General features: G+C 64.6%; 10 protein-coding genes. 5 read left to right on the top strand and 5 right to left on the bottom strand.

All coding sequences use genetic code 11. From position 1 onward, the window contains the following. Positions 1–56: 56 nt before the first annotated feature. The 3 genes from ACIPHM_RS17215 to ACIPHM_RS17205 all read right to left on the bottom strand — a co-directional run bounded on the left by ACIPHM_RS17215 (position 57) and on the right by ACIPHM_RS17205 (position 5,840). Complete coding sequence (locus ACIPHM_RS17215) at positions 57–656, bottom strand: molybdopterin-dependent oxidoreductase (RefSeq protein WP_400330506.1); 600 nt, start codon at positions 654–656, stop codon at positions 57–59. 172 nt (positions 657–828) lie between these two features. Continuing rightward, entirely contained in the window at positions 829–4,593 is a 3,765-nt protein-coding gene (locus ACIPHM_RS17210) for a BTAD domain-containing putative transcriptional regulator (RefSeq protein ID WP_400330503.1), read from the bottom strand. A gap of 281 nt (positions 4,594–4,874) precedes the next feature. Continuing rightward, a complete protein-coding gene (locus ACIPHM_RS17205) occupies positions 4,875–5,840 on the bottom strand; it encodes an aliphatic sulfonate ABC transporter substrate-binding protein (protein WP_400330879.1) in 966 nt (321 codons plus the stop codon). Positions 5,841–6,516: 676 nt separating this feature from the next. Between ACIPHM_RS17205 and ACIPHM_RS17200 the strand changes: the two genes are divergently transcribed. Together ACIPHM_RS17200 and ACIPHM_RS17195 are read left to right on the top strand one after the other, a co-directional pair. Further along, positions 6,517–8,799 (top strand): TonB-dependent siderophore receptor, encoded by a 2,283-nt coding sequence (locus ACIPHM_RS17200; RefSeq protein WP_400330501.1) that lies wholly within the window; start codon positions 6,517–6,519, stop codon positions 8,797–8,799. A gap of 145 nt (positions 8,800–8,944) precedes the next feature. After that, entirely contained in the window at positions 8,945–9,631 is a 687-nt protein-coding gene (locus ACIPHM_RS17195; RefSeq protein ID WP_400330498.1) for a Fe2+-dependent dioxygenase, read from the top strand. A gap of 84 nt (positions 9,632–9,715) precedes the next feature. On the opposite strand, the gene ACIPHM_RS17190 is transcribed toward ACIPHM_RS17195, so the two are convergent. Continuing rightward, positions 9,716–10,267, bottom strand: a complete 552-nt coding sequence (locus tag ACIPHM_RS17190; protein ID WP_400330496.1) for a periplasmic heavy metal sensor — start codon at positions 10,265–10,267, stop codon at positions 9,716–9,718. A gap of 239 nt (positions 10,268–10,506) precedes the next feature. Continuing rightward, positions 10,507–10,914 carry a DoxX family protein gene (locus ACIPHM_RS17185; RefSeq protein WP_400330493.1) on the bottom strand — a complete coding sequence of 136 codons (408 nt, stop codon included), beginning with the start codon at positions 10,912–10,914 and terminating at the stop codon, positions 10,507–10,509. 419 nt (positions 10,915–11,333) lie between these two features. On the opposite strand from ACIPHM_RS17185, the gene ACIPHM_RS17180 reads away from it, so the two are divergent. From ACIPHM_RS17180 to ACIPHM_RS17170, 3 genes are all read left to right on the top strand, one after another. Continuing rightward, positions 11,334–11,921 carry a hypothetical protein gene (locus tag ACIPHM_RS17180; RefSeq protein ID WP_400330491.1) on the top strand — a complete coding sequence of 196 codons (588 nt, stop codon included), beginning with the start codon at positions 11,334–11,336 and terminating at the stop codon, positions 11,919–11,921. 110 nt (positions 11,922–12,031) lie between these two features. Further along, positions 12,032–12,433 carry a PaaI family thioesterase gene (locus ACIPHM_RS17175; RefSeq protein WP_400330488.1) on the top strand — a complete coding sequence of 134 codons (402 nt, stop codon included), beginning with the start codon at positions 12,032–12,034 and terminating at the stop codon, positions 12,431–12,433. A 49-nt stretch (positions 12,434–12,482) separates the two neighbouring features. Continuing rightward, entirely contained in the window at positions 12,483–13,370 is an 888-nt protein-coding gene (locus ACIPHM_RS17170; RefSeq protein ID WP_400330486.1) for a patatin-like phospholipase family protein, read from the top strand. Positions 13,371–13,374: the final 4 nt, after the last annotated feature.

Raw genomic sequence — 13,374 nt, 5'->3', positions numbered from 1 at the left:
GCTACCGTGAGAAGGGTTCCGCCAGTGTAGGCAGCCCACGGAGGTTGCGCGGGACGTCAGATGGCGGGCGGATCGGCGAGTTGGACGGTGAGCCGCTTGAGTGCACGCACCTGGCGCAGCGCCACACGAAGATCGCATGACGAAATTAGGCCAATGCCCCCTTCGTCATCGCCCAGCGGCAGCCCGTCGCGTTCATAGACGACGAGCGCGCCCACGCCGACCGGCGTGTTGTACAACTCATGCCACGAGAACATGACGGTGTAGCCGTCGGCCCCTTGCGCCAGCACGAACGCCCGCGTGAAGTCGCGCGCGTTCGGCATGCGTAACTGCGCCACGTCGAGCAGGGCGCTCAGGCGTACGCCTTTGTAATCGCTCGCGCTGCGCACTTTGCGCCCGGACAGGCAGACGACGTCGAGCGGCCCGGTGAGCTGCGTGGGCAAACGCCTGAGCGCGCAGAGATCGAAGGAGTGACGACGCTTGACGCTGCCCGAGACGACGACCTCGCGCGAGACGAGGGGCGAGGGCGCCGCTGACGGCGACGCGCCCACGAGCGTGAGCGGCGCGACGTTGGTGTTGTTTGGACGCGTCCGGGAGGGCGTGGGCGGCGTGGTGGACGAGGCGGCGACAGCGCTCACGCGCAAAGGGTCGATGGGCATGTTGGGTTCGGTTTGTCGGCTTGGGGGGAGCCGGTCGCCTCAATATAGCGGCCGGACCCGCGGCGGACATACGAGGTGCCTGATAGCGGCTATTCGCGGGGCTTGCGACAGTCCCGCATATGCTTGAAATTGCCGATGTCGATGCATGCCCGGCGCGCCGCGTCTGTCGCCCTCAGCTCCCGTAGCGGGCCCGGCGTTGAACGGTAATGCGCGATGTCACTTCGGCCAGCGTGGCACGCGCCTCCTGCACGTCTGCCAGTGCTTCACCGCCTTGCAGCGCATTGAGTGCGTCGCGCAGGACCACCATGCATTCGGCGTCGCTCACGGTGTCCGGTGCGCGACTGCCACCCAGCCGCAGCAGACTGAGTGCCGCGCGCAACGTCAGCATCGGTGAGGCCTGCGCACGTGCGATCTGAAGCGCGTGTTCCAGCCACGGGCGCACGGCGTCGTCGGGGTGATGGCCTGCGCGCAGGAACTCGCCCTTCTGACGCAGGAATTCCGCCTGCCAGTGGCCGTCGCTGCGACGTGCCGACACGTGCGCACCGCGCTCGGCGGCGTGAAGGCCGAGGGCGATGTCGCCCGTGCCTGCGCAGGCTTCGACGAGCAAGCCGAAGAACATGCCTTCGACACCGCCCATGATTTCGCTCAGACGTCCCACGCTGTCGGTGATGCGCTCCAGCCCGCCCACGTCGCCGCGTGAGGCAATCGCCCAGCCGCGAATCGTTTGTCCGGCCATTGCCCAGAGGGCCACGCCGGTCTCGGCGGCCACTTCCGCCGCTTCGCTCGCCAGTGCTTCGGCGGGCGCGACTTCGCGGCGCAGTCGTCGCAGCATCGCGGCAAACACCAGCGCGAAGGCGAACGAGTAACGGCGGCCTTGCTGACGTCCCATCGCCAACGCGGCTTCGCTGGCAGACAGCGAGGCGTCGTGACGTCCCGTGAACCAGTAAGCCCACGAAAGGTACGACAGACCGGTGATACGAGCGTCTTCGCCAAGACCGGTGTCGGCGTGCTCGGGCTGGTAGTAGGAGAGGCCCGTCTCCAGTGCGGTGACGGCGCCGCCGAAGTCGCCCTGACAGCACAGGCTGTTGCCTAGCGCGTAGTACGCGTGCGCGAGCAACGGCGACGCACCGGCTTGTTCTGCGATGAGGATGAGCTTGCGGGCGAGATCGACGCTGCGATCGAAGTCGCTCCACGAACTCGAGCCGAGCCACAGTCCCCAGTAGACCGGGAACAGGGTGATGTCGTCGCCCATCGGCTGCGCAAGCGCGAGCGCCGTCTCGAAGTTGTGACGCGCCGGTTCCGACCCGTAGCCATGCAGCGAAACCAGCGGCACGCCCATCGCCATGCGCAGTTGCAGTTCGCGCGGCGCGGTCTGTGCGCTGGTGCCCGTCTGACGCAGGACGTCGAGCGCGCTCTGGTAGTGCGCACACGCTTCGCGCAATGCCTGGCGTCCGGTCGCGTACTCGCCTGCGAGATGGTAGTGCTCGATGGCGGCGTCCGGTTCGTCGGCCTGACGGAAGTGCCATGCGAGCACTTCGGGCTCGGTTTGCAGGGTGTCGTGGTCACGCATGGCCAGCGCGATGCGGCGGTGGGCGTCCTGACGGCGCTCTTGCGGCTGCGCGTCGTAGGCCGCTTTGTGCAGCAATGCGTGACGGAAGGTGTAGCGGCCGCAGTCCTGACGTTGCACAAGGGCGCAGGCAACGAGCGTGTCGAGCGCGCGCTCGACGAGCGTCATCGAACGGCCGCTCGCCGCCGCGAGCAACTCGGCGTGAAATTCGTGACCGAGGCACGACGCGAAGTGCGCCACGGGCTTGGCGCTGCCCGCCGCGTCGATGCGCGCCATCATCAGTTCCTGAAGACTCGCGGGCATTGGCATGGCGTTCGCGGCGCTGCGTCCGCCTTGTTGCGAGGCGGTGGCGCGCGCCAGTTCCTGAAGGAACAGCGGCACGCCTTCGGCCAGATGCACGATACGTTCGCGCATGGCGGCCGGCAGCGCGACACGCGGTGTCGCGGCACGCACGATGGAGGCGGCTGCACCCGCGTCGAGCGGTGCCAGATCGATGCGCCGCAAACCGACGGTATGACGCCACGGCAGCTCGAATTCCGGACGCGCACACACCGTCAACAGACGGCCGCCCGGTGCGTTCTCCGCCATCACGGCGAGCAATTCCTGCGTGGACGGATCGGCCCAGTGCGCATCGTCGAGCATGATGACGCCGCCATCCGGCAGCAGCGATGCGAGCAGCGCGGGGGCTTCGTCGAGCACGGCCTGTTTCCACGCGTGCGGCACGTTGCCGTCGGCTTGCATATCGAACAACGCGCGCAGACGACGGTGAGCGAGCAGGGCGGGTTGCGGAAGCTGTGAGGCGTCCGCCGCCGACTGCGAGCGCAGCCAGCGTGCAATCGGATGGAACGGCGTGAGCGCGCCGTCTTGCGCGCAGGTCAGGTCGATGGAGCGCAGGCCGTTCGTCTCGATGAAGTGCCGCACCAGGGCCGACTTGCCGATCCCGGCCTCGCCGATCACGAGCGCCAGCACGCCATGCCCTGTGCTCGCATCGCGCATGGCGGCGTGCGCGGCTGCGAGTTCGGCGAGCGCAGCGTCGCGACCGAAGAGCATCGCGGCACGGCGGCGCGAACGGCGCTCGGGCGTGGGGTCGGGATTGACGCGGAACATCGGAATCTCGCGATTGCCATGACGCTCGCGCACGCTGCCGTGCGGCGTGGTGGCGATGGCGACGCCGACGAGACGCTGCGTTGCGTCGCAAATCAGAACCTCGCCGGGCAGGGCGGTGTCGGCGAGTTGCGTGGCGGAGCGCGAGACGCGTCCGCCCGTGTCGGGGCTGTCGTCTGCCGCGGAACTGATGACCAGTCCGGTGTGAACGCCCACGCCGATGCCCACGCGTACCGTGCTCACCTGCGCGCAGCGCATGGCGGCTTCGACGGCGTGGCGTCCCGCGCCTTCGAGCGCGGTCGGATAACCGAAATAGCCCAGCAGACCGCCGGTCGGCGTGCGCAGCGTATAGCCCCACGACTGGCGCAGGATCGTCTCGCACTGCACGAGCGGCGGGCGCACCATGCCGACGAGCTGATCGGGATCGTCCACGCCGGTCGGCGCGAGTTCGATCGACACGACCGTCAACTGGCGGCGCTCGGGGCCCGTGGCACGCTGTTCGATGCGCGCGGGCGGTGTCTCCAGCAACTGCGTGAGCGCCTGACCGGGCAACTCGCCGAGTTCCTCATGGAGAATTTCGCTCAGGCGACGGTATTCGGTCTCGGCGTCATCGCGGCGTCCGGCGCGCAACAAGAGCGCGAGCAGGCAGTGCCAGCCGGTTTCGTCGAGCGGGGCGAGCGCCACGAGTTGACGCGCATGGCCGAGCGCCTGATCGAGATCGCCCAGACGTGCGTAACCGTCGGCAAGCAGCCGTTCACCGAAGACACGGCGGCGCTGATATTCGTCACGCTGAAGTTCGATCCACTGATCGAGATCGGGGGTGTCGCGCACGGACAGCCCGTGAAGGAACGGTCCCTGATAGAGCGCGACGGCGTCGGCCAGATGTTGCAGATGTGCGGCCAGATCCAGACCGGTGACGGCGTCGAGCGTGCGGTTGGCCTGCTCGATCATGCTCGCGAAAACGTGCGCGTCGATCCACAGACCGGTCTCCGGGCGCAGACGCACGACCTGACGGTCGGATTCGAAGAGTTCGTCGCCGAGGGTATCGCGCAAATGGAAGAGCATGCGCTTGAGCTTGTCGCGCCCCCCCTGACCGTCTTCGTCGGGCCAGAACAGGTCGGCAAGTGCTCCGCGCGTGTGATAGCCGGGTTGCAGGGCGAGATAGGCAAGGAGGCCGCGCGCTTTCGTGTACTTCACGGCGCACGCCTGTTTGCCCTGTTCGACCCGCATCGGTCCAAGCAGGTAGAGCGATCTGGTGGCTTGCATTGTCCCTGGACGGCAAATAGGCAAAAACCGGCGAGTCCGTGAAGGCCTTCGCCGGTGCTGCGAATTTCATGATGTCATCTCGCCGGGCCCATGTGTCTTTCGCGCCCGACGCCATGGGACGGCAGCACGGGACCATCGGCAATCTGGTGAGACGCCAAGGCCGTTCCGGGGGGGCTCCGGCCTGAATGCTTCAGGTATTACAGACCGCAGTATAAACAGGAGTGTGAAATTCGTAGGAAATACCTTAAGAAATCGTCCGTGATTAGTGTAGTTGTCGAGTCTTAAGCCGGAGCCTGCCAGATCGCGGTGTCGGCGGCGTCGACCCGCTTGGGCAGCAGATCCGCTTGCGTGAAGACGTCGGCAATGCGCTGCTGCTCGGCGATGGCTTCGCGCACCACGGGCTGAACGTCGTAACTGCGCCGGCGGTTGGCGGCCTCGACGGTGGTGGCGTCCAGGCCCCACACGGGCGCCAGCTGGGCGGCGGCTTCGCGCGGGTTGGTGCGTACCCACTGACCTGTTTCTCGCAGCGTGCGGTACACCTCGCGCAGCACCGCGTCGTGGTCGCGGGCGAAGGCGGGCGTGGCGAGGTAGTAGCGCTGATAGCCCGCCAGACCGCGTGCCGTGGTCAACGTGCGCACCTTGTCCTGGCGCTCGACGCTCGCCACAAACGGATCCCACGTCACCCAGGCGTCGACGTTGCCGCTGGCGAACGCGGCGCGGCCGTCGGCGGGCGTGAGGTAGGCCGGCTGAACGTCATTGATTCGTAGCCCGACGCTTTGCAGCGCCGCGATGAGCAAATAGTGAACGCCCGCGCCCTTGGTCACGGCAATGCGCTTGCCTTTGAGATCCGCGAGCGTTTTGATCGGCGAGTTCTGCGGCACCAGAATCGCTTCGGCGTCCGGCGACGGCGTCTCGCGCGCGACATAGGCGATGCGTGCGCCGGCCGCCTGCGCGAACACAGGCACTGTGTCGGCCACGTCTGCCGAGAAGTCGATGCTGCCCACGTTGAGCGCTTCGAGCAGCGGCAGCCCGCTGGTGAATTCGTGCCACGTGAGCGTGACGTTGTGCGGCGCGAGTGCCTGCGCCAGCGTGCCACGCGTCTTGGCGAGCACGATGAGCGTCGACGACTTCTGATAGCCGATCCGCAGCGTGAGCGGGGCGTTGGCCGCGCGCGCGTTGCCACTGTGCGCACCGTAAGCCAGCGCGCCTGCAACGCCGAGGGCATGGAGCGTGCCGCCTGCGAGCATTGTCGAGCTGGCGCGCTGCAGGAAGCGGCGCCGGGCCGGCTGTTGCGGCACGGTGTCGGTAGGCGTGGCTGCGTCGGGCTGGGCGGACAGGGCGGGATCGGGCTGACGGGTCATGGGCGAGGCGAAAGGGTGAGGACGGCGGTAATGGTGCAAAGCGGCGGAAAGCGATGGAAAGCGGAGCGGCGCGCTGCGCCGTCCTGACTTGTATCGCGATGCCCGGCGCTCGCGCCAATAAGCGATCCGACTTTGCATAGTGAGTCGGACGTCATATCGATATCCGGCGTGCCGTGCGGCGCGCAATCCCCCCGGATGCCTAGATATCGTCAGCCAAAACCGCCGTCATCGCCGACAAGCCCCGCGATTCGCGTGAAAAGTTCCCGACCGTTGCGTTCTCGCCCTTAGGGGAAACCCGATGTTCGGTGGCCGAATCCCGGTCAATACCGATCAAGTGTCGACGAAGCAATGCGCGTGCTTTCAGCGCTTTACCTAGGGTGCGCACCGTCTTGGTGCGATCGTGTTACGACGTATTACGGAAAGTTCTGGGATTTCAGAGCGTTACCGCTATCCGCGCATATTGTAATGAAAATCATTCCTATTTATATTCGCGCCCCATATCGCTGCTTGTCCTTCCCCGGTTTTCCGCTCATTCGTTCACGCCGCACTAAAAAAAATCATCATGATGCAACGCAAGCCGTTGGCTCTGGCCATGATGGCGCTCTTCGCCGCGCCGCTCGCCATCACCTATGCTTCGCCCGCGATGGCGCAGAGCACCACCGCTCCCAATGCGCCGGCGACGACACCGGGCACGCCGGGCACGCCGCAGGACGCCGCGCCTGTGGCCACTCCGCCGGCGTCATCCACACCCTCCACGCCTGCCGCCGCGTTGCCGCAGACCGACGTGTCCGGCACGTCGATCCGCGAGGAGTACCAGCGTGACATGTCGACGGTCGGCGGCAAGGTGCCCACGGCAATTCGCGATATTCCGCAATCGGTCACGGTCATCGACAAAGCCGTGATGCAGGCGCAAGGGGCCACGTCGTTTGCCGATGCGCTGCGCAACTCGCCCGCGATCACCATCGGTGGCGCAGAAGGCGGCCAGATCGGCAACAACATCAACCTGCGCGGCTTCACGGCGCGTACCGATATCTATCTCGACGGTTTCCGCGATCGCGGCCAGTATTACCGCGACACGTTCTATCTCGACTCCATCGAAGTGCTCGAAGGCCCGTCGTCGATGTTGTTCGGCCGCGGTTCGACCGGCGGCATCATCAATCAGGTGAGCAAGCAGGCCAATCTGAAGCCGCTCAACGAAGTGTCCGGCACCATCGGCACGAACGATCGGTATCGCGGATCGTTCGACTTCAATCATCCGCTCTCGGACACGGCCGCTTTCCGTATCAACGGCTTCGCGCAGGACATTCACACCACGCGCGACGTCATGAACAACCAGGACTGGGGTGTCGCGCCTACGCTCAAGCTGGGCATCGGCACGCCGACGCAGATCACGCTCTCGGCGCTCATCGAACATAACCGCGACATGCCCGACTACGGCACCGTCGGTTACAACGGGAGCCCGCTGCCGATCTCGAAGAACCAGTTCTACGGGCTGACCACCGACCGCACGGTCCAGGACGTCATGAGCTTCTCGGCGAAGATCGAGCACAAGGTCGACGACAGCCTGAAGATCACGAACCAGACGCAGTACAGCCGCTATGTCATCGACGCGATCGAGACGTCGTCGCACGCGGTCGGCATACCGAACGGCACGGGCGGCTTCACGACGCTGCCCGCGGCGCCGACGGCAGGCATTCCGTCGTACTCGCTCGATCAGCTCTGGGTGCAGTTGCAGAGCCATGACCGGAAGATCACCGATACGTCGCTGTACAACCAGACCGATGTCGTGAAGACCTTCGATACCGGGCCGTTCAAGCACACGCTGATCGCCGGTGCTGAGGTCGGACGCGATACGTACGAGAACCAGACATATCTGCGCACTGGCGCCGGGCAGGCGTCCGGCATGCTCGGATGGATACCAGCCGACAGCACCGCGTACTACTCGAATTTGCCGAACGTCACGACTTCCGTCGGCAACTTCGCGCAGGGCTCGGCCGAGACGGTGGCGCTCTACGCGAACGACACCATCGAGCTGAACAAGCAATGGAAGATCGTGGGCGGTCTGCGCTGGGATCGCTACAAGGCGCAGCTCTCGAACACGATCAGTGCGCCGGGCTACGCGACGCAGACGGTCAATTACACGAGCGTGCGCACCGGCGTGATCTATCAGCCGACCGAAGCGCAGTCGTATTACTTCTCGTACGGCACGTCGTTCAACCCGTCGCTCGAGACGCTGACCGTCACCAACAACACGCAAGCGTTGCCGCCGGAGACGAACCAGTCGTTCGAAGTCGGCAGCAAGTGGAATCTGTTCGACGACAACCTGTCGATCAACACCGCGCTGTTCCAGGTGACGCAGAACAACTCGCGCACGCAGACCGGCACGACCGGCGAATACTCCGACGCGGGCAAGGTTCGCATTCGCGGTGCGGAGTTGAGCGCGACGGGTCACATCACGTCGAACTGGCAGGTGATGGGCGGCTACATGTTCCTGAACTCGCAGGTCCTGCAGGCGAACGACGGCACGCAGGGCAACGTGCTCGCGAATACGCCACGCCATTCGCTGACGCTGTGGTCGACGTACACGCTGGGGCATTGGGAAGTGGGCGGCGGCATGAACTACATGTCGAGTCGCTACGCCGCCAATACCAACCTCATTCGTGTGGGCGGCTACACGCGCTGGGATGCCACCGTGGCCTATCATCAGCCCAAGTACGATATTCGTCTGAACCTGCTTAATGTGTTCAACAAATCTTATTTCGATGCGCTCATTCCGTCGGACGGCGGACGTGCCGCACCGGGGATCGGCCGTACGGCGTTGCTCACGGGGACTTATCGCTTCTGAGGCGGTTAATGATCTGAGGGTCGATCTGAGTGTCGGGACGGTCCGAGCGCTGAGCGCAACGCCGTCTCGCCCGATACACTATGAGGCGCGAGCCGGCGGTGTCGCCGGGCTCGCGCCTTGTGCATTCTTCGAGGGATGTCCGCCGATGCTGCTCCGAATACCGAATGTCCTGAGCGCCGATCAAGTGCGCCGGGTTCGCGCCACGCTCGACAATGCCGGCGATGCCTGGGTCGATGGGCTCGCCACCGCAGGCTACACGGGCGCGCCCGTCAAACAGAATCAGCAGATCGACGAACGCTCGCCCGTTGCCCACGAACTCGGCGACCTGATGCTGGCCACGCTGGAGCGCAATCCGCTGTTCATCAGCGCAGCGCTGCCGAACAAGGTCTATGCGCCGATGTTCAACCGCTACGGCGAAGGCATGCACTTCGGCAATCACGTCGATGGCGCGATTCGTCTGCAGCCGGGCAGCGGCCTGCGGATTCGCACCGATATCTCGGCCACGCTGTTTCTCGCGTCACCGGACGAATACGACGGCGGCGAACTCGTGATCGAAGATCAATACGGTGCGCATCAGGTGAAGCTGCCGGCCGGCGACATGGTGCTGTATCCGGCGACGAGCCTGCATCGCGTGAATCCGATCACGCGTGGCGTGCGGGTGGGGTGTTTCTTCTGGGTGCAAAGCCTCGTGCGCGACGACACACAGCGCACGTTGCTGTTCGACATGGATAACGCGATCCAGCGTCTGAACGCGACCGATGCCGACGAAACGGCGCGTCGCACGCTCGTTGGTTGTTATCACAACCTGTTGCGGGTCTGGAGCGAGACCTGAGCAAAAAAACGCCCGATCCCCACTGAGGGACCGGGCGTTCCACGATATGCCGGGCACTTGCGCCCGGCGGCGCTGGCCTCGCGCTTATTGTGCTTGGCCGGCAGGTGCCGGAGCCCCCTTGTGCATCTGGCCGCGATGCTGCATCGCCTTCTCGTGCCAGGCCTTCATCTTGGCCCAGCGCGCCTTGATAGCGCTGCTCACGAGCGTCTTCTGGTCGTTATTCAGACCGTTATACACATTCAGCCACGCGTCTTCCGTCTGGCTGCGAAGCTGGCGGTTCTGATCGAACACTTTCTCGCGGGCGGCACGCATGCCGGCCAGATCGAGGACTTGCTGATCCTTCGCCTGCGCGAACATCTGACGGAATTGCTCGCCGTTCTTGCGCATGGCGTCGCGATTCTGCTTCGACGTGGCCACCGCCTGCTGCCAGGCTTGTTCCTGCTGCGCGTTGAGCTTCAGTTGATCGTGCAGCTTGCTGATGTTACCCAGCCCCCAGGGGCCGTGGTCGCCGCGCATGTGGTGCATGGCGGCATGCGGTCCGGTGGCCGGCGCAGGGGTGTCGGCCGCATGGGCGACGCCGAACATCGCGGAGGCGGCTACGATTGCCGACGCGGCGGCGATCTTCAGTTTGCGCATGGTATTGACTCCTTTTGATACTGCCGGAATTGGCAGTTTCAGAGTAAGTCATCAGCCAGCCTAACAAGTTGCAAAGTGCAACCGGCGTATTACCCGACATTACCAGGGCCCGCATTCGCAATATTCCGAAATGACTCGGCCCGCCCGTGCCGAAGATCGACAGGGGCGGGCCGTGATGACGCCCGCGTGTTGCAGTGCGATGTCAGGTTCCCGTTGCCGGGTTTCGGGATTCTTCCCAATCAGTCCCAGGCGCCGCGGCCGCCCGATATGCTGTAGCGGCCAGCGCCGAAGAGCATGACGCACAGCCCCGAGAACAGGAAGAACGCTTGCAGCTCCAGCGCCCAGCCGCCGGTCTTCGACAGATCGCCCAGTTGGCTCAGGTGAACGAGCGAGAAGGCGACGAGCATGTTGGCCACCACGAGCAGGCCGCCCAGGCGGGTGAGCACGCCGAGAATCAACAGCACCGGGGCGAGTACTTCACCCAGATAGGCACCGTAAGCAAGAAATGCCGGCAGACCGTGCGAAGTGATCATGCCTTCGATAAATCCGACACCGTTGATGACTTTGCTGACGCCGTGAAACAACAGCAGGATACCGAGGGTGAGGCGCAGGATCAGTTTGCCGAGATCGTCTCTGGTGCTCTGCATGGTGAAGGCTCCTTCTGGACGCGCTTGTTCGCGTAAGGGGGCTGACAGGTAACGAAGTGGCGCGCTTTTACGGTAGGGCGTGCCGGCCAAATGGGCACCACTGTATCAAATCGTTACGGCGCTGTCTGCGGGGGCCCCAGTGATTTCATGGACATAGCGTCAATCGGGCCGTATGCCCGGATTACACGCCGTTACTTTTCGGACTGCCTTGTTACAAGACGGCTGTCGGCGCGCCGATCGTCCGCGTCGTTAAACCGTACAAGGACGCGGCAAATCGCCGGCAATCCCGCCAGCCAGCCGAGTCCCCCGTCATTCCCGTCATGCCCGTCGACACGCTGGACATACTCGGTCGATAGCCTGTTCAGGAATATGCAAAGCAGTGACGAAGCTCAAGCCCACACGCAATTAAGGATTCCATCATGAACGTTCGTAAAACTCTGATTCTGAGCGCCCTGACCGTTGCCTTCGGCGGTGTGTTCGCCTCGCAGGCGTTCGCCCAGAGCACTGCGACCGAGACGGCGCGCGACATCAACCAGCAGCAGCGCATCGAGAATGGGCTGAAGAGCGGTCAGTTGACGACGAAGGAAGCGTCGAGCCTGGAGAAGGGCGAGGCGAAGATCGACAGGATGCAGGCCCATGCCGATCGCACCGGCGACACGGCGGCGCAAAAGGCCCGCATTGCCAACGCGCAGAACCACGAGAGCGCGAAGATCGATCAGCTCAAGCATAACGACCGCGTGGCGAATCCGACGTCGAAGTCGTCCGAGCGTTTGCAGGCCGATGTCCAGCGCAACGTCAATCAGGAAAAGCGCATTGCGCAGGGGCAAGCCGCCGGCACGTTGAACAACAAGCAGGTGGGCAGTCTCGAGAAAGGCCAGGCGCATGTCGATCATGCCGAGGCGCACGCTGCCAGTAACGGGCATGTGAGCACGGGCGAGCAGGCCGGCATCCAGCATCGCGAGAATCATCAGAGCGAGCGCATCCATCAGGACAAGACCAACGGATAAGCGCACGCGATTCGACATCCGGCACATGACGCAGGCGCCACCCCTCACCGGGTGGCGCTGTTGTTTTGGGGCTATCATCGGCGTCACGACAATCATGGAGGAAAGACAGGATGGAGCGGGTGCAAGCGCAGAAGATGCTCGATGAAATCGTCTCGCCTTGGGTGCGACAACTGAATTTGCAGATCGAGGCGTTGGGGCCGGAACAAAGCGAATTGCGCATGCCGTTCGACGCCAAATTCAAGCACGGCGGCGGCGTGATCTGCGGGCAGGTCTTCATGGCGGTGGCCGACACCGCGATGGTGGTGGCGCTATGCGCCGCGCTTGGCGGCTTCCAGCCGATGACGACGGTCACGCTCAACACGCAGTTCATGCGCCCTGTCACGGATGGCGATTTGCGCGTGATCGCGCGGATTCTGCGTCGGGGCAAGAATCTGGTGTTCGGCGAGATCGAGGTTTTCGATGCGTCGGGCAAGATGGCCGTGCATGCGACGACGACTTACGCGCTGCTTTGATGGCTTTGATGGCGTTATTGCGTGATAACGAGATAGCTCCGGGGGACAAATGTTCGATCAGATCGTATTTGCCGGGGGCGGCAATCGCTGCTGGTGGCAGGCGGGGTTCTGGGAGCGTGTGGTGCGCGAGGTGCCGCTGCGTCCGCGCGTGATCACCGGGATTTCGGCGGGCGCGGCCACGGCGTGCATGTTGCACATGCGGGCGTCGGACTGGGTGATGGATTACTACCGGCAGGCGCTCGCGGGCAACCACAAGAACGCGTATTGGGGAAATCTGCTGCGACGCGAGCGGGTGTTTCCGCATTACCGCATTTACCGGCAGGCGCTGCTCGACATCTATGACGGCCAGCTCGACAAGCTCGCAGCGGGGCCGGAGATTCGCGTGGGCCTGTCGCACATCCCGCGCTGGCTCGGACCGCGTACCGCAACCGCGGCGGGCCTGGTGGCCTACAACATCGACAAACACGTGCGTCGCACCCTGCATCCGACGCTTGCCCGAAGCCTCGGTTTTCGTCCCGAGTTCGTGCGCGCGCAGGATTGCCGGACTACGGCTGAGCTGGCCGATCTGATGCTGCAATCGTCATGTACACCGCCGTTCACGCCAATCTTGCGACGTGGCGGGCGAGCGGTGCTCGATGGCGGCATGGTCGACAACGTGCCTGTCGACGCACTCGATGCCACGCCGGGGCAGGTGCTGGTGCTGGTGACGCGTCGCTATCCGCGTCCGCAGATCTTCACGCAGCATCACGGCGTGCAGGACCGGCTGTATGTGCAGCCGTCCGAGCCCGTGCCGATTTCAAGCTGGGATTACACACGTCCCGAGAGGATGGCGCCGGCGTTCGCGCTGGGCCGCAAGGACGGCGAGACCTTCCTGCGTCATCTGGACTCGATGACGCCGACGGCGCGCTCGTCGCTTGTGTCGGGCGCGCCGCAGTGACGGC

Origin of the sequence: Pandoraea sp. NPDC087047 (assembly GCF_044745225.1) — a bacterium.
In the GTDB taxonomy this organism is placed as follows: Bacteria; Pseudomonadota; Gammaproteobacteria; order Burkholderiales; family Burkholderiaceae; genus Pandoraea.
This window is presented reverse-complemented; position numbering and strand designations above follow the sequence as displayed.

Excerpts from the sequence above, each read along its gene's own strand:
- ACIPHM_RS17215 (WP_400330506.1), bottom strand. The coding sequence starts at position 656 with ATGCCCATCGACCCTTTGCGCGTGAGCGCTGTCGCCGCCTCGTCCACC.
- ACIPHM_RS17210 (WP_400330503.1), bottom strand. The coding sequence starts at position 4,593 with ATGCAAGCCACCAGATCGCTCTACCTGCTTGGACCGATGCGGGTCGAA.
- ACIPHM_RS17205 (WP_400330879.1), bottom strand. The coding sequence starts at position 5,840 with ATGCTCGCAGGCGGCACGCTCCATGCCCTCGGCGTTGCAGGCGCGCTG.
- ACIPHM_RS17200 (WP_400330501.1), top strand. The coding sequence starts at position 6,517 with ATGATGCAACGCAAGCCGTTGGCTCTGGCCATGATGGCGCTCTTCGCC.
- ACIPHM_RS17195 (WP_400330498.1), top strand. The coding sequence starts at position 8,945 with ATGCTGCTCCGAATACCGAATGTCCTGAGCGCCGATCAAGTGCGCCGG.
- ACIPHM_RS17190 (WP_400330496.1), bottom strand. The coding sequence starts at position 10,267 with ATGCGCAAACTGAAGATCGCCGCCGCGTCGGCAATCGTAGCCGCCTCC.
- ACIPHM_RS17185 (WP_400330493.1), bottom strand. The coding sequence starts at position 10,914 with ATGCAGAGCACCAGAGACGATCTCGGCAAACTGATCCTGCGCCTCACC.
- ACIPHM_RS17180 (WP_400330491.1), top strand. The coding sequence starts at position 11,334 with ATGAACGTTCGTAAAACTCTGATTCTGAGCGCCCTGACCGTTGCCTTC.
- ACIPHM_RS17175 (WP_400330488.1), top strand. The coding sequence starts at position 12,032 with ATGGAGCGGGTGCAAGCGCAGAAGATGCTCGATGAAATCGTCTCGCCT.
- ACIPHM_RS17170 (WP_400330486.1), top strand. The coding sequence starts at position 12,483 with ATGTTCGATCAGATCGTATTTGCCGGGGGCGGCAATCGCTGCTGGTGG.